18 protein-coding genes are annotated in these 17930 nt (G+C 63.9%); 6 read left to right on the top strand and 12 right to left on the bottom strand.

Annotated features, from left to right (window positions below):
* Positions 1-45 precede the first annotated feature (45 nt).
* From C2862_RS19485 to C2862_RS19475, 3 genes are all read right to left on the bottom strand, one after another.
* Positions 46-1683, bottom strand: a complete 1638-nt coding sequence (locus C2862_RS19485) for a mechanosensitive ion channel family protein (protein WP_136221805.1) — start codon at positions 1681-1683, stop codon at positions 46-48.
* Positions 1684-1874: 191 nt separating this feature from the next.
* On the bottom strand, positions 1875-2816 hold the full coding sequence (locus tag C2862_RS19480; RefSeq protein ID WP_136221804.1) for a GlxA family transcriptional regulator: 942 nt from the start codon (positions 2814-2816) through the stop codon (positions 1875-1877).
* Between the two features lie 21 nt (positions 2817-2837).
* Positions 2838-3740, bottom strand: coding sequence for a DMT family transporter (locus C2862_RS19475; RefSeq protein ID WP_136221803.1), 903 nt, complete (start codon positions 3738-3740; stop codon positions 2838-2840).
* 122 nt (positions 3741-3862) lie between these two features.
* Here C2862_RS19475 and C2862_RS19470 point away from each other — a divergent pair, with 122 nt between their 5' ends.
* The 3 genes from C2862_RS19470 to C2862_RS19460 all read left to right on the top strand — a co-directional run bounded on the left by C2862_RS19470 (position 3863) and on the right by C2862_RS19460 (position 5526).
* Positions 3863-4333, top strand: a complete 471-nt coding sequence (locus C2862_RS19470; RefSeq protein ID WP_136221802.1) for a MarR family winged helix-turn-helix transcriptional regulator — start codon at positions 3863-3865, stop codon at positions 4331-4333.
* Positions 4330-4611 (top strand): hypothetical protein, encoded by a 282-nt coding sequence (locus tag C2862_RS19465; protein ID WP_136221801.1) that lies wholly within the window; start codon positions 4330-4332, stop codon positions 4609-4611. Before C2862_RS19470 ends, C2862_RS19465 begins: the two co-directional genes overlap by 4 nt.
* A gap of 81 nt (positions 4612-4692) precedes the next feature.
* Complete coding sequence (locus C2862_RS19460) at positions 4693-5526, top strand: HDOD domain-containing protein (protein WP_136221800.1); 834 nt, start codon at positions 4693-4695, stop codon at positions 5524-5526.
* A 510-nt stretch (positions 5527-6036) separates the two neighbouring features.
* Here C2862_RS19460 and secF read toward each other — a convergent pair.
* From secF to queA, 5 genes are all read right to left on the bottom strand, one after another.
* A complete protein-coding gene (gene secF, locus C2862_RS19455) occupies positions 6037-7056 on the bottom strand; it encodes a protein translocase subunit SecF (protein WP_136221799.1) in 1020 nt (339 codons plus the stop codon).
* 15 nt (positions 7057-7071) lie between these two features.
* The gene (gene secD, locus C2862_RS19450) at positions 7072-8949 is read right to left on the bottom strand and encodes a protein translocase subunit SecD (protein WP_136221798.1); all 1878 of its coding nucleotides are present in this window, start codon (positions 8947-8949) and stop codon (positions 7072-7074) included.
* A gap of 69 nt (positions 8950-9018) precedes the next feature.
* A complete protein-coding gene (gene yajC / locus C2862_RS19445) occupies positions 9019-9351 on the bottom strand; it encodes a preprotein translocase subunit YajC (protein WP_136221797.1) in 333 nt (110 codons plus the stop codon).
* A 200-nt stretch (positions 9352-9551) separates the two neighbouring features.
* Positions 9552-10691, bottom strand: coding sequence for a tRNA guanosine(34) transglycosylase Tgt (gene tgt / locus C2862_RS19440; protein WP_136221796.1), 1140 nt, complete (start codon positions 10689-10691; stop codon positions 9552-9554).
* 11 nt (positions 10692-10702) lie between these two features.
* Positions 10703-11740 (bottom strand): tRNA preQ1(34) S-adenosylmethionine ribosyltransferase-isomerase QueA, encoded by a 1038-nt coding sequence (gene queA, locus C2862_RS19435; protein WP_136221795.1) that lies wholly within the window; start codon positions 11738-11740, stop codon positions 10703-10705.
* Between queA and recG the strand changes: the two genes are divergently transcribed.
* Positions 11739-13907 carry an ATP-dependent DNA helicase RecG gene (recG, locus tag C2862_RS19430; protein WP_373888267.1) on the top strand — a complete coding sequence of 723 codons (2169 nt, stop codon included), beginning with the start codon at positions 11739-11741 and terminating at the stop codon, positions 13905-13907. The genes queA and recG overlap by 2 nt on opposite strands.
* 51 nt (positions 13908-13958) lie before the next feature.
* Here the strand turns inward: recG and C2862_RS19425 are convergent, their stop codons facing one another.
* From C2862_RS19425 to pyrC, 4 genes are all read right to left on the bottom strand, one after another.
* On the bottom strand, positions 13959-14300 hold the full coding sequence (locus C2862_RS19425) for a hypothetical protein (protein ID WP_136221793.1): 342 nt from the start codon (positions 14298-14300) through the stop codon (positions 13959-13961).
* A gap of 86 nt (positions 14301-14386) precedes the next feature.
* A complete protein-coding gene (locus tag C2862_RS19420) occupies positions 14387-15379 on the bottom strand; it encodes a Gfo/Idh/MocA family protein (protein ID WP_136221792.1) in 993 nt (330 codons plus the stop codon).
* Between the two features lie 11 nt (positions 15380-15390).
* Complete coding sequence (locus tag C2862_RS19415) at positions 15391-16191, bottom strand: DUF3025 domain-containing protein (RefSeq protein WP_136221791.1); 801 nt, start codon at positions 16189-16191, stop codon at positions 15391-15393.
* Positions 16192-17241, bottom strand: a complete 1050-nt coding sequence (gene pyrC, locus C2862_RS19410) for a dihydroorotase (RefSeq protein WP_136221790.1) — start codon at positions 17239-17241, stop codon at positions 16192-16194.
* Between the two features lie 122 nt (positions 17242-17363).
* Here pyrC and C2862_RS19405 point away from each other — a divergent pair, with 122 nt between their 5' ends.
* Together C2862_RS19405 and C2862_RS19400 are read left to right on the top strand one after the other, a co-directional pair.
* Positions 17364-17633 (top strand): YlcI/YnfO family protein, encoded by a 270-nt coding sequence (locus C2862_RS19405; RefSeq protein ID WP_136221789.1) that lies wholly within the window; start codon positions 17364-17366, stop codon positions 17631-17633.
* Positions 17630-17929, top strand: a complete 300-nt coding sequence (locus C2862_RS19400; protein ID WP_136221788.1) for a type II toxin-antitoxin system RelE/ParE family toxin — start codon at positions 17630-17632, stop codon at positions 17927-17929. The genes C2862_RS19405 and C2862_RS19400 overlap by 4 nt, the downstream gene beginning before the upstream one ends.
* The last annotated feature ends 1 nt before the right edge of the window (position 17930 follow it).

Raw genomic sequence — 17930 nt, 5'->3', positions numbered from 1 at the left:
CCTTTTTGCATACAGCCAGTCTACTCCCGGCATCGGCCTTTGTATTCAGGAGCCGATGCGCGACGCATTCGCCGCCCGCTCCCGCAGCATTGACCGGTCCCGCGTCAACACCCCCAGCTGCTCCGGCGAAAACACCGTCATCTGCGTCTGGAACGCCAGCCCGATCCCCGCCTTCTCCAGCCGCTCGTAAATCGTCAATAACAGTTCCTCGCGAATGACGACATTGACCTCGAAGTCGCTCACGTCGATATACGCAAACACTTCGATATTGAACGCGCGCTCGGCGATCCGGCCCAGGCGCGCGCGGAAACCTTCGGCGATCTTGTCGTGCTCGGCCAGCACCCCATGGACGATGCCGAGCGCCTCGCGCAGCTTGGCGGAGGGCACCTGGTAGTCGATGGCAATCACGGGATTGAACAGGAAGCGGTCGCGCGCCGCAAAATTCTCGATCTGGCGCGCCGACAAGTCGCCGTTCGGGATCGTGACCAGGGTGCGCTCCAGGGTGCGGATGCGGGTCGAGCGGATGCCGACGTCCTCGACGGTCCCGACCAGGTCGCCAACCTTGATGAAGTCGCCCACCTGCGCGGGACGGTCGGCAATCACGGTCACGCTGCCCACCAGGTTTTCCACGGTCTTCTGGGCACCGAGGGCCAGGGCGATACCGCCGATACCGAGGGCGGCGATACCGGTGGTGACGTCGATGCCGAAGGTGTCGAGGATGCCGATGCCGGAGAACAGCAGCAACAGCACCTTGACCGTGCGCCGCAGCAGGGTGATCACGGAGACGACCTGGCGCCGCTGGCGGCGCTGCATGCGGGCGATGGCCAGCTGGGAGATGGCATCGACCATACGCAGGCCGAACCAGACAAAGGCGATGACGGAAACGATGCCCGCGTAGCGCAGCAAGGCCTGGCGCGCGACGATGGCGACCGGCAGCCGTTCGGCCCAGGTGAAGAACACGAAGCCGGCAATAAGCAGGCTAAATGGCGGCAAGGCCGCCTCGAAGAAGCGGTACAAGCCGCTTGCCGCAGGATCGGCGACCAGGCGCCGCATGATGGCGACCAGCAGCGCGGCTACCACCCACAGGCCGCCGAACAGCATCACGCCCAGCCCGATCAGCATGCCCCAATCCTTGAGCGGGGCGCCGGCGACGATCAGCTCGTCCTGCGTGGCCGCCTGCACGCGCTGGCCCGCCGCGGCAATCTGGCTGACGGTGTCGCGCGAGATTTTCCAGACCTGCACGCCGTCTTCTTCGCCGCGGCTCAGCAGCACCGGGACTTTCTTGCCGCCGATGCTGACCTGGCCGACGCGCTCTTGCTCGACCGGCAGTTCGTCGTCGATGCGGCCGACGGCGTCGTTCGAGACGGCGGCGTAGGGTTCGAGCGAGCCGCCGTTATCGAGCAGCGCCTGGAAATTGCGGGCTTGCGTGGCGGCGTTGATGCGCTGGCGGTTGCTGTTCAGCGGCGAATCGAAATACTGGGCGGCGCGGTCGTAGTCGTGCTCGGCCAGGGCGGCGATCAGGCCGGAGATCATCGAGCGCGGCGTCTCGCGCTTGAGGGGATCGGGCAGCACGACGGGTTGAGGAGGCGCGGACGCCTGCGCACCGGGCAGCAGGCCGGCGCGCGCCGGCGAAACCAGTGCAAGCAGGAAGAGAAGCACGAAGAGGAGAGAAGAAAACCGCATGCTCAATGGAACTCCTTGAAGCTGAAATGGGAATAGCGGGCGCAGCCTGCGGGCTTGGGCCAAGGGCGCTGCCGGCGAAAACCGGAACGCGGGGTACGGGTGAGGCACGCGGCGCATGGGCGCGACCTCAGCCGGTATCGGATGTCAGACGGCCACAAGTCTAGCACCGAGCACGGCAGGCGCCCGCACGCTTACTCCGCCAGCTTGCGCTGCCGCTCTTCCCGCGGCGTATTCCCGAACAAGGCGCCAAAGGCCGTCGAAAAGTGCGACCCCGACGAAAAGCCGCACATCAGTCCCACCTGCACGATCGAGTAATTCGTATCCAACAACAACTGCCGCGCCCGGTTCAAACGCAGTTCCAGGTAATAACGCGACGGCAAGCTGCCGAGATACTGCTTGAACAGTCTTTCGAGCTGGCGCCGGGAGACACCGGCCAGCTGGGCAATCTCATCGGTCGACAGCGGCTCCTCGATATTCGCCTCCATCAGGGTCACGGCTTCCGTCAACTTCGGCTGCAGCGTCCCGAAGCGCGCCTGCAGGGCAACGCGCTGGCGCTCCTCGCGACCGCGCACGCGGTCCACGCACAGCAACTCCTTGACGGGCGCCTGCACGTTGGAACCGAAGATGATGTCGATCAGGGTCAGCGCGAAATCCACGGATGCGGCGCCACCACAGCAGGTCAGCCGATTCCCATCGATCTCATACAGGTGCGGCGTAAAAATCGCCTGGTCCGCCCGGCTGTCGGCATCGGCATACAGCGACCACGGAAACGCCGTGCGCACGCCGTTCAGCGCGCCCGCTTCCGCCAGCCACAACACCCCGGCGCCAACGCCGCCCCAGAACGGCGCAGCACGGCAGCGCTCGACCAGCGCGCGGAAGTTGGCAGGTTTGAGACCGGATTGCGCCTCGTCGGCAGCCAGCAGCACCAGGTGCCAGTGCCGCTGCGCATCGCTCGTGAACTTGTCCGGGCTGCGCACGTCGACGTGCAGGCGCTCGGGGCCGAGGATTTTCGCGGCCTGGCGCAGCGGTTGCACCAGGCCGGACCAGGTCAGGGCGTCCGGTTCGCCGGCGTTGACCAATAAAATGCGCAGCGGCCGTTCCTGCGCCAGGACGGACAGTTCAGCTTGCGGCATCGGGACAGGTCAGGCGCGTCATCACTCGGGGGCCAGCGCGGCGGCGGGCCGGCGTTCGGAATTCCATTGGCTGACTATCATACCGGAGATCAACAGCAAGCCGCCCAGCCAGCCCCGCGCCGTCATCGCCTCGCCCAGCCAGAAGTAGCCGAAAAAGGCGGCGGCGGCCGGCTCGAATGCGTAGACGACGGCCGCCTCGTTGGCCGTCGTGCGCGACTGACCCCAGGTTTGCAGCGAGATGATGGCGGCGGTGGCGATCACGCCGAGATAAGCAAAATTCCACACGTGCTGGCCGATGGCAGTGACCACGCCGCCGATCCGGGCGCCGCGGGCGGCAGCATCGCCCGGCACTTCTCTCGCCAGCAGCCACACCATCGCGCACAGGGCGACGGTGCCGATTTGAGAGGCGGTAACGCTGAGTAATCTGGTGGCGCTGCGGGTGCGCACTTCCATCACCTTGATGTAGACACCGAAGCACAGCGCGCTCATCAGGGCGAGCGAATCGCCCAGGCCCCAGGCGCCGCCGTCCCAGCACAGGGCGGCCAGGCCGGCGATCGACATGACCAGGGCCAGCACGATGCGCCGCTCGGGCAGGCGTCCGGCCAGCACGCCGAGCAGGGGCACGACCAGCACGTTCAGGCCGCAAATGAAGGCGTTGCGGTTCGAGCTGGTCAGCGCCAGGCCCTCGACCTGGAACACGAAGCAGAAGAACAGCAAGCCGCCGAGGATGGCGCCCGATTTCGCGTCGGCCAGTTTCGCGCGCCACAGGAAGGGCGACAGCAAGAGTGCCGCCAGGGCAAACCGCACCAGGATGATCCACACCGCCGAGAAGTGGCCCGTCAAATCCTTCATGGCGGGGAAAGTCGTGCCCCAGACCAGGGTGACGAGCAACAGGGCGAGGATGCCGTGGAGGTGACGGGTCATTCGTAGTAAAACCGGCAAAAGCGTCTATGGTACGCGCCTCTTCCATAAAAGGCGAACCGCGGGCTGACCTATGCTTGCTGACAGGCGCGCCCCTCGCCCCTGGACAGCTATAATCCTGGGTCATGGGGGAACGATATTTAAAAAGCGTCCGCTTGCTGGCCGAATGCCTGCAAGGTTTCGAGCGGTATTCGGGCGAGACAGTGCGGCAATACGGTTTGACGCACGCGCAATTCGACATCATCGCGACACTGGGCAATACCGAGGGCATGAGCTACAAGGAACTCGGCGAGCGCACCCTGATCACCAAGGGCACGCTGACCGGCGTCATCGAGCGCCTCGAACAGAAGGGCATCGTGCTGCGCGAACGCAGCAGCGACGACAAGCGCTCTTTCCACGTGCGCCTGAGCGCCGCGGGCGATGCCGTGTTCCGGGAGGTGTTCCCGAAAGTGGTCGCCCATGGCAAGCAATTGTTTGCGGAGTACAGCGAGGCCGAGTTCGACGAGATGGATGGCGCTTTGAAGAAGCTGCGCGAGCGCATTGGCAACGCCGGACGCCCGTCCCCCTTATCACTACAACAAAAGGAAGAATCTTGAAAACCACCCTGCTCGAGGGCAAAAAGCCCGCCCACTTCGACAAGCATATCATCGGCAATATCTTGCTCGACGTGGCTACCGAGGAAGAAGTCCGCCAGCACAAGATGCTGATCGGCGTGCGCAACGAAGCCGGCGAAATCTATCGCCTGATCGGCGCAGCGAAATTGAACAACTTCATGAATGCCGTCGAAGAGCTGATCGACCTCGGCCTGGTGGACGAGCTGCAGGACACCGAGGAGCTGAAGGAAGGCTGCGACGCCATCTTCAGCGAAGAGTAAGTACCTACTCTGCCGTTGTAAAAGTGCCCCACGGCAAATTTTGCCTGGGGTGAGTCTGACCATTGCAGGTATAATTTTTCGATGGACAGACTCGACGCCCTCAAGAGTATCGCGGCACAGGCCATTCGCGGCGAACTCAGCTTCCCGACGAATGTCGACGCCACGCTCAGGCTGCAGCAAGCCCTGAACGATCCCGAATGCCATGCCGATGCGGCGGCCCGCCTGGTCCAGGCCGAGCCCCTGCTGGCGGCGCGCACCGTGGCGATTGCCAACTCCGTTACCTATAACCGCTCCGGCAACGACGTGACCAACGTGCGTGCAGCGGTCCAGCGCGTCGGTTTCCGCACGCTGGGCGCGCTGGCGGCCAGCGTCATCGTGCGTCAGCTGAGCAGCGAAATCACCGATCCTGACCTGCGCGCCCGTGCCGATGCGCTGTGGCGCCACTCGGCCCACGTGGCCGCGCTGGCCCAGGTGATCGCGCGCCGCGTTTCCTTCGTCGATCCGGAAACGGCGATGTTCGCGGGTATCGTGCACGAGGTCGGCGGCTTCTACATGCTGTCGCAGGCGCATTTGTACCCGGGCCTGCTCGATGGCGATGCCGACGAGTGGCTGGAACATGGCGAAGTGGCGGTCGGCCGCGGCGTGCTGCTGAGACTGGGCGTGCCGGCGCCGGTGATGGGCGCGATCGAAGCCATGTGGAACGGCATGCGCGCGCTGCCGCCGGAAACCCTGGGCGATACCCTGCTGCTGGCGAATGACCTGTCGCCGGTTCCCTCTCCCTTGCTGGAACGTCCGGGCGCGACCACGGTACAGGCTGCGGCGACCATCGACTTCGCCGTCGGTGACGGCACGCTGGCGCGCATCATGGAAGAGTCGGCGCACGAAGTGCAGAGCCTGACGTCGGCCTTGCTGTGAGTAGGGTGGGCGCCCTGTGCCCACCTGGCGTGCCACGGTGCGCATATATATGGTGGGCACGGGGCGCCCACCCTACGTCCCAAAAAAAAATGCCCGCTCAGGGAGCGGGCAAAGTCCAAAACTAGGGATGTCCTGAAAGAGACGAGTCCATATTAGTTCCCGGTTCCCGCACACTCTGTGCGCCACTTCACACTTGTAACATCTTTCTCTACCGTTTTCACAATTTATCGTTGGGGCAAAAAAAACCCGCTCCGAGGGGGAGCGGGTGAAGTCCAAAACTAGGGATGTCCTGAAAGAGACGGTTCCACTATAAGGTTTCGCTATCCATACACTCTGTGCGATAACTCACACAGGCGAGCTAAATTTCACTTTTGAGTAATTTCTTTGTGAAAATCGATATGCAAAGCGGGTGAAATGGCTGAGAAAGCGACACAATAATGAAAAATGCCGCCCGATTGTTAATCGCGCGGCATTTTTTTTGGATCGGCATGCAGGCATGCCGTGACACGATCAGACGACGGCGCCGTCCGTTTCGTCCTTTTCCTTGACCGGCTTGATCAGGTCTTCGCGCTTGACGCCGAACCACATCGCCAGCGCGGCGGCCACGAACACCGACGAATAGATACCGAAGCAGATGCCGATCGTCAGCGCCAAGGCGAAGTGGTGCAGCGACGGGCCGCCGAAGAACAGCATCGACAGCACCATCATCTGGGTCGAGGCGTGGGTGATGATGGTACGCGAGATGGTGCTGGTGATCGCGTGGTCGATGACCTCGGTCACGCTCATCTTGCGCTGCTTGCGGAAGGTTTCGCGGATCCGGTCGAAGATGACGACCGATTCGTTCACCGAGTAGCCCAGCACCGCCAGCACGGCCGCCAGCACCGTCAGCGAGAATTCCCACTGGAAGAAGGCGAAGAAGCCGAGAATGATGACGACGTCGTGCAGGTTCGCCAGGATGGCGGCGACGGCGAACTTCCACTCGAAGCGCACGGCCAGGTAGATCACGACGCCGACCACGACCATGATCAGGGCGTTCAGGCCGTCGTGCGCCAGCTCGTCGCCGACCTGCGGTCCGACGAAGTCGACACGCTGCAGCGTCACCAGTTCGGCACCGGCCGCGTTTGCGCAGCTGGTACGTGCCACCGGCTGGCCCTTTTCCGTCACGGTTACCTGCTTCGGCGTGCCGCCTTCGGACGCGCAGACGGCAGCGAAGGCTTCCGACGACACCGTGGCGCCGGCGGCGGTCTTCACCGGCGGCAGGCGCAGCATGATGTCCTGGGCGGTGCCGAAGCTGGCCACTTCCGGCGCTTCATGGCCGATCGAACGCAGCGTGGCGCGGATCTTTTCCTGGTCGGCCGCATGCGGATAACGCAGTTCCATCACGGTGCCGCCGGTGAACTCGACCGAGAGATGCAGGCCCTTGGTCACCAGGAAGAACACGGCGGCGACGAAGGTCAGCGCCGAGATCACGTTGAAGATCAACGCGTGGCGCATGAACGGGATGTCCCGCTTGATTTTGAAAAATTCCATGACGATTCCTAGTCTTTATTTCTTTTCAGCGGGCAGGCCCGGGGTCCAGACAGTGCCCACCGACAGCTTGGACACTTTCTTGCCGCGGCGGCCGTACCAGAAGTTGACGATGCCGCGCATGACGAACACGGCCGAGAACATCGAGGTCAGGATGCCCAGGGTATGGACGACGGCGAAGCCGCGCACCGCGCCCGAACCGAAGATCAGCAGCGCCAGGCCGACGATCAGGGTGGTCACGTTGGAGTCGAAAATCGTGTCCCAGGCATGGCTGAAGCCCTGCGTGATGGCCTGCTGCGCCGTGGCGCCGGCGCGCAGCTCTTCGCGGATACGCTCGTTGATCAGCACGTTCGCGTCGATCGCCATACCCAGCGCGAGCGCGATTGCCGCGATACCCGGCAGGGTCAGCGTTGCCTGCAGCATCGACAGCAGCGCCAGCAGGAACAGCACGTTGGCGGCCAGTGCCAGCGAGCTGAACACGCCGAATACGTGGTAGTAGATGATCATGAAGATGGCAATGGCGACGAAGCCCCATACCGTCGAGTGCAGGCCGCGGCTGATGTTTTCGGCGCCGAGCTGCGGGCCGACCACGCGTTCTTCGATGAATTCCATCGGTGCCGACAGCGCGCCCGAGCGCAGCAGCAGCGCCAGTTCATTGGCGTCCTGGATGCTGCCGATGCCGGTGATCTGGAAGGTCGAGCCGAGTTCGCCCTGGATGGTCGGGGCGGTCGGGACCGTATATTTGCCCTTCTCTTTCAGCAGGACCGCCATGCGCTTGCCGATGTTTTCGCGGGTCACGAGGCGGATCTTGCGGCCGCCGTCGCCGTTCAGGTCGATCGAGACGGCCGGCTGCTGGTTCTGGTCGAAGGTGGCAACCGCACTGGAGATGTAGTCGCCGGTCAGGATGATGTCTTTCGAGACCACGACCGGGGCGCCACGGCCTTCGGTGAACAGTTCGGAATTGAGCGGAATCGCGGCCGACAGTTCGGTGCCCGGGGTCACGCTGGAATCGACCATGCGCATCTCCAGGGTCGCGGTGCGGCCGATGATGTCCTTTGCACGGGCCACGTCCTGCACGCCCGGCAGCTGCACGACGATGCGGTCGGCGCCCTGGCGCTGGATGACCGGCTCGGTCACGCCGAGTTCGTTGATACGCTTGGACAGGGTCGTGATGTTCTGGTTCACGCCTTCTTCGACGGTGCGCTTGAGCGCTTCCGGCTTCAGGGTGACGAGCAGTTTCAGGTCGCTGCCGTCGGCGGCGTCGGCCAGCTGCAGGTCCTGGATCTGGCTCGACAGGACATTGCGCGCGGCATTGCGGGTTTCGGCATCGCGGAACGTGACTTCGACGGTGTTGCCGTTACGCTCGATACCGGCGTGGCGAACGTTCTTGTCGCGCAGGATGCTGCGCACGCTCGCTTGCGTGCCCTTCATCTTGGTTTCCAGCACGGCCTTGGCATCGACCTGCAGCAGGAAGTGGACGCCGCCGCGCAGGTCGAGGCCGAGGTTCATCGGCAGCGCGCGCAGTTTCTGCATCCAGGCAGGCGTATTCTTGACCAGGTTGACGGTGACGATGTAGTCGGGGTCGGTCGCGTCGCGGTTCAGCTGGCGCTCGAGCGCGAGCTTGGCCTTGAACTGGGCATCGGTGGTGTCGAAGCGGGCGCGCACGGCCGAGGAGTTGCTCGAACCGTCCAGGGTCACCTGGTTTGCCGGAACACCTTCACGTTTCAGCACGTCCGCGACCCGGGCCGTGGTGTCGCTCGTGATCTTGACGGCCGTCTTGCCGGTCGTGACCTGCAACGCCGGCGATTCGCCGAAGTAATTAGGCGCCGTGTACAGCGCGCCCAGCAGGAGCGCGACAGCGATCAGTATGTATTTCCAGACGGGATAGCGATTCATAGTGTTCCAGCGTTGGGTGTTGAAGCGACAACGGCCCGGTCGGGATCGATCGCGGGCCGTGGCGCAGGCTTACAGGGACTTCAGCGTACCCTTCGGCAGCAGCGTGGTGACCGCGTTCTTCTGCACGATCATTTCGGTGCCGGCCGCGATTTCCAGGGTGACGTAGGCGTCTTTCACCTGCACGACGCGGCCCAGGATGCCGCCTGCCGTGACGACTTCGTCGCCCTTGGCCAGCGCGTCCATCATCGACTTGAGTTCTTTCTGGCGCTTCTGCTGCGGGCGGATCATGAGGAAATACATGACCACGAACATGATCAGCAGCGGTGCAAAGGTCGTCAGGTTGCCCATCAGGCCAGGGTCGGCAGCGGTGGTGGTTTGCGCGTACGCGTTGGAAATGAACACAAGGACTCCGATTGTGAGATAAAAAAAACAGCGCTGTATTCTAGCACCGGCTAACTGCCAGCGGCCATTCCGCGGTAGGTGGGAATGACATTCATAAATTGCAAGATGGAAATCGCAGATAAGTTGGCCGATCGAATGTACAAAACGCGTGGAGTCGGGACTCCACGCGTCAACAGACGGCAGCGTTGCCGCGCCAGTATTTACACCCCGCGCGCCCGGTCCGCAGCGAACTTCAGGCGGAAGCCATGGAAGCCATCGGCATCGATCGCATCCCGGATCTCCTGCATCAGCTTCAGGTAGTAGTGCAGGTTGTGAATCGTATTCAGCCGCGCACCCAGGATCTCGTTCGAGCGGTGCAGGTGGTGCAGGTAAGCGCGCGAGAAATTCTTGCAGCAGTAGCAGTCGCAGGACTCGTCCAGCGGCGCCATGTCTTCCTTATAGCGCGCGTTCTTGATCTTCACATCGCCGAAGCGCGTGAACAGCCAGCCGTTACGGGCATTCCGGGTCGGCATCACGCAGTCGAACATGTCGACGCCGTTCGCCACGCCTTCGACCAGGTCTTCCGGCGTGCCGACGCCCATCAGGTAATGGGGCTTGTTTTCCGGCAGGCGCGGGCCGACGTGGGCCAGGATGCGCTGCATGTCTTCCTTCGGCTCGCCGACCGACAGGCCGCCAATCGCCAGGCCCGGGAAGTTGATGTCTTCCAGTCCCGCCAGCGATTCGTCGCGCAGGTGCTCGTACATGCCGCCCTGGACGATGCCGAACAGCGCGTTCGGATTTTCTCCGCCCTTGAACTCGTTCATCGAGCGCTGGGCCCACCGCAGCGACATGCGCATCGACTTCGCCGCCTCTTCGGCGGTGGCGGCGCGGCCGTCGATCTCATAGGGGGTGCATTCGTCGAACTGCATCACGATGTCCGAGTTCAGCGCGCGCTGGATCTGCATCGACACTTCCGGCGACAGGAATTTACGCGAGCCGTCGATCGGCGACGCAAAGGTCACGCCCTCTTCCGTAATCTTGCGCATCGCGCCCAGCGAGAACACCTGGAAGCCACCCGAGTCGGTGAGAATCGGCTTGTCCCAGCCCATGAAGCCGTGCAGGCCGCCGAACTTGTTCAGCACCTCGGTGCCGGGGCGCAGCCACAAGTGAAACGTGTTACCGAGGATGATCTGGGAACCGACTTCCTTCAATTCCGTCGGATCCATCGCCTTCACGGAACCGTAGGTCCCGACCGGCATGAAGATCGGGGTTTCGATGGTGCCGTGGTTCAGTTTGAGGCGGCCGCGGCGCGCGTGCGACAGGCCGCTGGTGTCTTTTTTAAGAAGGGTAAATTCGAGCATCGGGGAAAATCTTAAGTGGGATTGGCCAGCGTGGCCCGGGTCGTCAGCAGCATGGCGTCGCCGTAGCTGAAGAAGCGGTATTCGTTGGCGATCGCATGGGCGTAGGCCTTGCGGATCTCGGCATAGCCGGCAAAGGCCGACACCAGCATCAGCAGGGTCGACTTCGGCAGGTGGAAGTTGGTGATCAGGCGCGTCACCGTCTTGAATTGATAGCCAGGCGTGATGAACAGCGCGGTGTCGGCGCTGCCGGCCACCAGTTCGCCCGATTGGGAGGCCGATTCCAGTGCGCGCAGCGAGGTGGTGCCGACGGCGACCACATCGCGGCCAGCCGCTTTCGCGGCGCGCACGGCGTCCACCGTCTCCTGCGCGATCGTGTACCACTCGGTGTGCATGTTGTGCTGCGAGAGGTCTTCCACGCGCACGGGCTGGAAGGTGCCGGCGCCCACGTGCAGGGTGACGTAGGCAAAGTTGACGCCCTTTGCCTTGAGTTTGTCGAGCAGCGGCTGATCAAAATGCAGGCCGGCGGTCGGCGCGGCGACGGCGCCCGGCTCCTTCGAATACACGGTTTGATAACGCTGCTCGTCGAATTCGTCGGCCGTGTGCTCGATGTAGGGTGGCAGAGGCAGGCGGCCGTGCGCTTCGATCAGCTCGAACACGTCGCCCTCGAAGTGCAGGGTGAAGAATTCGCCGGCGCGCTCGCCGGTGGTCACGTCGAAGGCGTCGGCCAGGCGGATGCGGTTGCCGGGCTTGGGCGACTTCGAGGCGCGTACCTGGGCCAGCACGGTGCGGTTGTCCAGCACGCGCTCGACCAGCACCTCGACCTGGCCGCCGGTTTCCTTCACGCCGAAGAAGCGCGCTTTTAAAACGCGGGTATTGTTCATCACCAGCAGGTCGCCCGGCTGCAGCTGGTCGAGGATGTCGGCGAAATGGCGGTCGGTGATCTGCTCGCCATCGAGTTGCAGGAGGCGCGAAGCGCTGCGGTCCGGCAGCGGCAATTGGGCGATGCGTTCGGGCGGCAGGTCGAAATCGAAATCGGAGAGCGAGTACATTCTGTTCAATTCTGGGAAAATAAGTGCTGGCAGCCTTACAATATGGCCCCAAGTACGTGCGGCGAACCCTCTATTTTACGCCGATACACGTCAATCTGCCGCATTTATGCCTGCATCTAAAACCCCTGCCGCCCCGAAAACGACACAAACCAAGCTCGCCAAGCTCGGCCTGCGCAGCGACATGGACCTGATCCTGCACCTGCCGATGCGCTACGAGGACGAGACCAAGATCGTACCGATCCGCGAGGCCTGCCTGCGCGGCGGCCATGTGTCGCAGGTCGAGGGCGTCGTCATCAAGAACGAGATCGCCCTGAAACCGCGCCGGCAGCTGCTGGTGACGATTGCCGACGACAGCGGCGAACTCCTGCTGCGCTTCATGAACTTCTACGGCAGCCAGGTCAAACAGCTGGCCGAGGGCGTGCGCGTGCGGGCGCGGACCGAAATCAAGCACGGCTTCTTCGGCGCCGAGATGGTGCACCCGACCTATAAGGTCGTCAACGAAAACGCGCCTCTGCCGACTTCGCTCACGCCCGTGTACCCGTCGGGCGAAGGCCTGTCGCAGCCGATCCTGCGCCGTGCGATCGCAGAAGCGATGCGGCGCGTCAGCTGGGTCGACACGGTGCCGGCCGCGATCCGCCGACAGATGGGCCTGATGGACTTCGAGCCGGCGGTGAAGCTGCTGCACTACCCGCCGGTCGACGTCGACGAATATGCGCTGATGGAAAAGTCGCATCCGGCCTGGACGCGCATGAAGTTCGACGAGCTGCTGGCCCAGCAGCTCTCCCTGAAACGGGCCCAGCGTGCGCGCCGCGACAAGGGCGCGCCGACCCTGCGCGCGGTAGGCGAGCTGTCCGAAGGCTTCCTGCGTGCCTTGCCCTTCTCGCTCACCGGCGCCCAGCAGCGCGTGGTGAAGGAGATCCGCAAGGACTTGTATGAAGGCTATCCGATGCAGCGCCTGCTGCAGGGCGACGTCGGCAGCGGCAAGACGGTGGTGGCGGCGCTGGCCGCCGCCCAGGCCATCGATTCCGGCTACCAGGCGGCGCTGATGGCGCCGACCGAGATCCTGGCCGAACAGCATTTCAGGAAGATCGCGGCCTGGATGGAGCCGCTCGGCGTGAAGGTCGCCTGGCTCACCGGTAGTCTGAAGAAAAAGGAAAAGACGGCGGCCAGCGAGATGGTCGAATCGGGCGAAGCACAATTGGTGATCGGCACCCACGCCCTGATCCAGGACACGGTGCAGTTTGCGAAACTGGGCCTGGTGATCGTCGACGAACAGCACCGCTTCGGCGTCGGTCAGCGCCTCACCCTGCGCAACAAGGGCAGCGAAGGCCTGGTGCCGCACCAGCTCATGATGTCGGCGACGCCGATCCCGCGCACGCTGGCCATGACCTATTACGCCGACCTCGAGGTGTCGGTGATCGATGAACTGCCGCCCGGACGCACGCCGATCGTCACCCGCGCCATCGACCAGAATCGTCGGGATGAAGTCATCGAACGCGTGCACGCGGCCGTGCTCGAGGGGCGCCAGGCCTACTGGGTCTGTCCGCTGATCGAAGAATCCGAAGCGCTGCAATTGCAGACGGCGACGGAAACCTACGAAACCCTGGCCGAAGCCCTGCCCGACTTGCAGGTCGGGCTGGTCCACGGCCGCATGAAGCCGCTCGAAAAGCAGGCGGTGATGGATGCATTCTCGGCGGGCGAGGTACACGTGCTGGTGGCGACCACCGTGATCGAGGTCGGGGTCGACGTGCCGAACTCCTCGTTGATGGTGATCGAGCACGCCGAGCGCTTCGGCCTGTCGCAGTTGCACCAGCTGCGCGGGCGCGTCGGACGCGGTTCGGCCGCCAGCGTCTGCCTGCTCCTGTACCAAAGCCCGCTGGGCCAGGTGGCGAAGCAGAGATTGATGACGATGCGCGAGACCACCGACGGTTTTGAAATTGCACGGCGCGACCTGGAGATCCGCGGACCGGGCGAGTTTTTGGGCGCGCGCCAGTCGGGACAGGCGATGCTGCGTTTTGCCGATTTAGAAACCGACCAGTGGCTGGTGGAGCATGCGCGCGACATCGCCGCGAGCTTGTTGGAGAGCGAGACCGGTCCGAATGTGGAGATCGTGGATGCGCACCTGGCGCGCTGGCTCGGTGGACGGGAAGAATTCTTGAAGGTGTAACGCATGGTGGGCACAGGGTCCGATCGCGGCCCGGCCCACCATGCACCCGCGTTAATCGACTTTCGTCAACTCCACCCCATCCACCGTCATCTTCCACTTGCCGTTCTCGCGATGCGGCGGCTTGCTGACCACGAAGGTCGAGCGCACCAGGAAGACACCGACGTCGAAGTTATCGCCATTAAAACCCTGCAGGTCGACGCTGAGGTCGAGATTCTTGCCGGGCTGGTTGCGCTTGTACTTGACCTTGCCGTCCTTGGCCAGCTGGATGCGCATGTCCTTGCCCTGCCAGTCGCCGACATAGGCGATCTTCTCGGGCGGGACCGGGACAGGATCGGCCTGGGCGGCCAGCGGCAGCAGGCAAGCGCTGAGGATAAGGGGGCGAAGCAGATGCATGATGAACTCACGGAAGCGATGAGCTGCCGAGTATTCGCCCATCACGATATGTTGTCAACATGCATACGCCGAGCGGCGTTGCTTCTTCAAGACGCGTCGTCGGCGTCGTAGCGCAGCCCGATCTGGCGCCGGATCTCGTCCATCACGCGCATCAAGGCCAGGGTCTCCTCATGCGTCATACCGGGGCTTTCGATCAGTCCTGCGCGCCAGCAGCGCTGGGCTTCGATCACTTCGTGCACGTAGCCATTGCCGAGATAGGGCGTGGCGATCGTGCGCGTGCTGCCATCATCGAGCGCCACCGTGATCGAGCGGGCGCGGTGGAACATGGTGTTCATGCGGATGTGGCCGCGCGAACCGGAAACCGTCAGCTCGCCCGGCGTGCGCGCCAGGAAGGAGCAGCTGCAGGCCGACATGGCGCCGCTTGCGTGCTTCATCGTGAAGCCGGTCTGGACGTCGACACCGGTCGGGCCCAGTTGGGCCTGCGCTTTGACTTCAAGCACCGGACCGAGCAGGCTGGCCGCGATCGAGAGCGGGTAGATGCCGAGGTCGAGCAGCGCGCCGCCGCCCAGCTTCGGATTGAAGACGCGGTGTTCGGGACCGAAGCTGGCCGTAAAGCCGAAGTCGGCCACGACCTGCTGGACGCTGCCGATCTCGCCGGCCGCGATCAGGCGTTTCACTTCCGCCAGCGCGGGCATGAAGCGCGTCCACATCGCCTCCATCAGGAACAGGCCATTGGCGCGCGCTGCCGCGACCAGCTGTTCGGCTTCGTTCGCATTCATGGTGAAGGGCTTTTCGACCAGCACGCCCTTACCGGCGCGCAGCGCCAGCAGCGCATTACTCACATGCTGGGGGTGGGGCGTGGCGACGTAGACCAGGTCGATGCCGTCGGCTTGCGCGAGCGCCTCGTAGGAGCCATAGGCCGCGCCCGCGTGGAATTCGGCGGCGAAGGCTTCGGCCTTGTCCCGGCTGCGCGAGGCGACGCCGGCCAGCACGGCATCGGGCACGTCCTGCAGCGCGGTAGCGAAGGCGCGCGCGATCTTGCCCGTGCCGAGTATGCCCCAACGAACCGGCTTGTCCATGGCCACTCTCCTCAACTCGCCCGCTTGGGCCGGAAGACGCCCGTATCCAGGTAAAAGGCCTGGTCCTGTCCCGGCCACCAGCCCGGCACGCCGAGCACCGGCAGCGGCGTGAAGCCGGAAGTGCTCAGGCCCTCGGCGCGCAGCGTCTGCGCCACCGTGTCGTCGATCCAGGCGCGCTGGGCGTGCGCATCGAAGCCGAAATAGTCATCGGGGGCGAACACGACGCGCACGTGCGCCGTGATCGCCTTGCGCGGCGCCACCAGCTTTTCCATCAAGGCGTGCCCGAACAGCCACAGCTGGGCGTCGGGGCCGAACATGGCGCGCTTTTCGAACAGTGCCGCGTCCCAGCAGTGGGCGCGCAGCTCGTCGACCAGTTCACGTCCCGCGCTGGAGGCACGCACGATCAGCAACGCCGCGTTCTCGTCAAAAATGGTGGCGGCATCGCGCGCCGGACCGCGGGCTTTACTGCCCCCGAACGCCTCAATCTGGGCCGCCTGCAAGGCGTTCAGCTCGCGCTTGATCGCCGGGAAGGTTTGCCACACGAGGCCATTGAAGAAGTCGTGCAGGTTCTCGCGCGTCGGCACATTGCCCGTGGCGCTGATGAATTCTTCATACGCCATCCCTTCGGGCAGCGATTCCTGCGGGACGAAGGTGATGGGCAGATCGCGGTGGTTGCGCAGCGCCAGCTGCGCGGCCTGGCGGTTGAAGGCGCCGGCGAAATCCGTGCCTTCCAGGCCGAGAGCCTCGTAGGCCGGGCGCACGGCCTCATACCACGGCCGCGACCAGTCGATCTGCGCAAATTCGGACGACACTTACAGCATCTTCCAGTCGATGCGCTCGCCCGCGTTCAGCGGCACCAGCGCGTTCTCGCCGAAGGGCACGGTGGCCGGCAGGGTCCACGACTCGCGCGTCAGGGTGATCGTGCCTTCGTTGACCGGCAGGCCGTAGAAGGCCGGGCCGTTCAGGCTGGCGAAGGCTTCGAGTTTATCCAGCGCGCCGGCGTCGGCGAAGGCTTGCGTGTACAGCTCCATCGCATGCAGGGCCGTGTAGCAACCGGCGCAGCCGCAGCTCGACTCTTTCGCGCCGACGGCGTGCGGGGCCGAGTCGGTACCGAGGAAGAAGCGCTCGTCGCCGCTGGTGGCGGCCGTCACCAGCGCCAGGCGGTGTTCTTCGCGCTTCAGGACCGGCAGGCAGTAATAGTGCGGACGAATCCCGCCGCGGAAGATTTCGTTGCGGTTGTAGAGCAGGTGGTGCGCGGTGATGGTTGCGGCGATCGGGCCTTCGGCCTCGGCCACGTACTGGGCCGCATCCTTGGTCGTGATGTGCTCGAAGACGACGGCCAAGGCCGGCAGGTCGCGGCGCAGCGGACGCATCACGCGCTCGATGAAGACGGCCTCGCGGTCGAACAGGTCGATGTCATGGTCGGTGACTTCGCCATGCACCAGCAGCGGCATGCCGACTTCCTGCATCACTTCCAGCACCTTGTAGCACTTCTTCAGATCGGTCACGCCGGCATCCGAATTGGTGGTCGCGCCGGCCGGATACAGCTTCACCGCGTGAATGAAACCCGTGTCCTGGGCGCGGCGGATCTCGTCCGGATCGGTGTTGTCCGTCAGGTAGAGCGTCATCAGCGGCTCGAAGGGCATGCCGCTTGGGAGCGCGGCCAGGATGCGCTCGCGGTAGGCCTGCGCGGCAGCGGCGGTCGTGACTGGCGGCTTCAGGTTCGGCATCACGATCGCACGCGCGAACTGGCGCGCCGTGTGCGATACCACGCTGGCCAGCCCGGCGCCGTCGCGCAGGTGCACGTGCCAGTCGTCTGGACGGGTGATGGTGATGGAATTGGGGGTCTCGATGGGGGACATGGCGGGCTCTCGGATTGCGGGACGGCGTCATTTTACCTGTATAGAGGATGTAGAGCGCGCTTGCACCTGCCTCCAGAATATGGGAGGCTGCATCGCAATTGCAATGCATTATTGGAGTTCACATGAAAACGTCAACGATTCCCTCGCTGCGCGTCAAGCCGGAGCTGCGCATCGCAGCGGAAAGCGTGCTTCAGGACGGCGAAACCTTGTCGGGCTTCGTCGAACAATCGCTGCGCCAGAACATCCAGCGTCGTCAGGCTCAGCAGGAATTCATTGCACGCGGTTTGGCATCGGCCGCGGAAGCAGAACGCACAGGTGAATATGTCGATGCTGACGACGTCCTGCGCGAACTGGACGTGATGCTCGAGGATGCGACCAAGGCCAAGGAATGACGTTCAAAGTCCGCTATACGAGGGCGGCGCGGGAAGATTTGCGTGAGTTGTACGCGTATCAACTACAGCACAGCCTTCAATCTGCCAGGCGGGCACGCGACACGATCGCAAAAGGGTCGGAGCTGTTAAAGGACTTTTCGTTCACGTGCAGGAAGGCTGACCAGAACAATCCCTTCCTGCGCGAACTGCTCATCCCGTTCGGTGGTGCCGGATATGTAGCACTGTTCCAGATCGACGACCACAGTACGGTGACGATCCTGGCGGTGCGGCATCAGCACGAGGATGATTATTTGTAGG

The sequence above is a fragment of the Massilia sp. Mn16-1_5 genome, assembly GCF_004798585.1.
Taxonomy (GTDB): domain Bacteria; phylum Pseudomonadota; class Gammaproteobacteria; order Burkholderiales; family Burkholderiaceae_D; genus Telluria.
Note: the sequence above shows the minus strand (reverse complement) of the source record. Positions and strands in the feature narration are given on the sequence as shown.

Coding starts and splice junctions, on each gene's coding strand:
- C2862_RS19485 (WP_136221805.1), bottom strand. CDS start 1,683: ATGCGGTTTTCTTCTCTCCTCTTCGTGCTTCTCTTCCTGCTTGCACTG.
- C2862_RS19480 (WP_136221804.1), bottom strand. CDS start 2,816: ATGCCGCAAGCTGAACTGTCCGTCCTGGCGCAGGAACGGCCGCTGCGC.
- C2862_RS19475 (WP_136221803.1), bottom strand. CDS start 3,740: ATGACCCGTCACCTCCACGGCATCCTCGCCCTGTTGCTCGTCACCCTG.
- C2862_RS19470 (WP_136221802.1), top strand. CDS start 3,863: ATGGGGGAACGATATTTAAAAAGCGTCCGCTTGCTGGCCGAATGCCTG.
- C2862_RS19460 (WP_136221800.1), top strand. CDS start 4,693: ATGGACAGACTCGACGCCCTCAAGAGTATCGCGGCACAGGCCATTCGC.
- secF (WP_136221799.1), bottom strand. CDS start 7,056: ATGGAATTTTTCAAAATCAAGCGGGACATCCCGTTCATGCGCCACGCG.
- secD (WP_136221798.1), bottom strand. CDS start 8,949: ATGAATCGCTATCCCGTCTGGAAATACATACTGATCGCTGTCGCGCTC.
- tgt (WP_136221796.1), bottom strand. CDS start 10,691: ATGCTCGAATTTACCCTTCTTAAAAAAGACACCAGCGGCCTGTCGCAC.
- queA (WP_136221795.1), bottom strand. CDS start 11,740: ATGTACTCGCTCTCCGATTTCGATTTCGACCTGCCGCCCGAACGCATC.
- C2862_RS19425 (WP_136221793.1), bottom strand. CDS start 14,300: ATGCATCTGCTTCGCCCCCTTATCCTCAGCGCTTGCCTGCTGCCGCTG.
- C2862_RS19420 (WP_136221792.1), bottom strand. CDS start 15,379: ATGGACAAGCCGGTTCGTTGGGGCATACTCGGCACGGGCAAGATCGCG.
- pyrC (WP_136221790.1), bottom strand. CDS start 17,241: ATGTCCCCCATCGAGACCCCCAATTCCATCACCATCACCCGTCCAGAC.
- C2862_RS19405 (WP_136221789.1), top strand. CDS start 17,364: ATGAAAACGTCAACGATTCCCTCGCTGCGCGTCAAGCCGGAGCTGCGC.
- C2862_RS19400 (WP_136221788.1), top strand. CDS start 17,630: ATGACGTTCAAAGTCCGCTATACGAGGGCGGCGCGGGAAGATTTGCGT.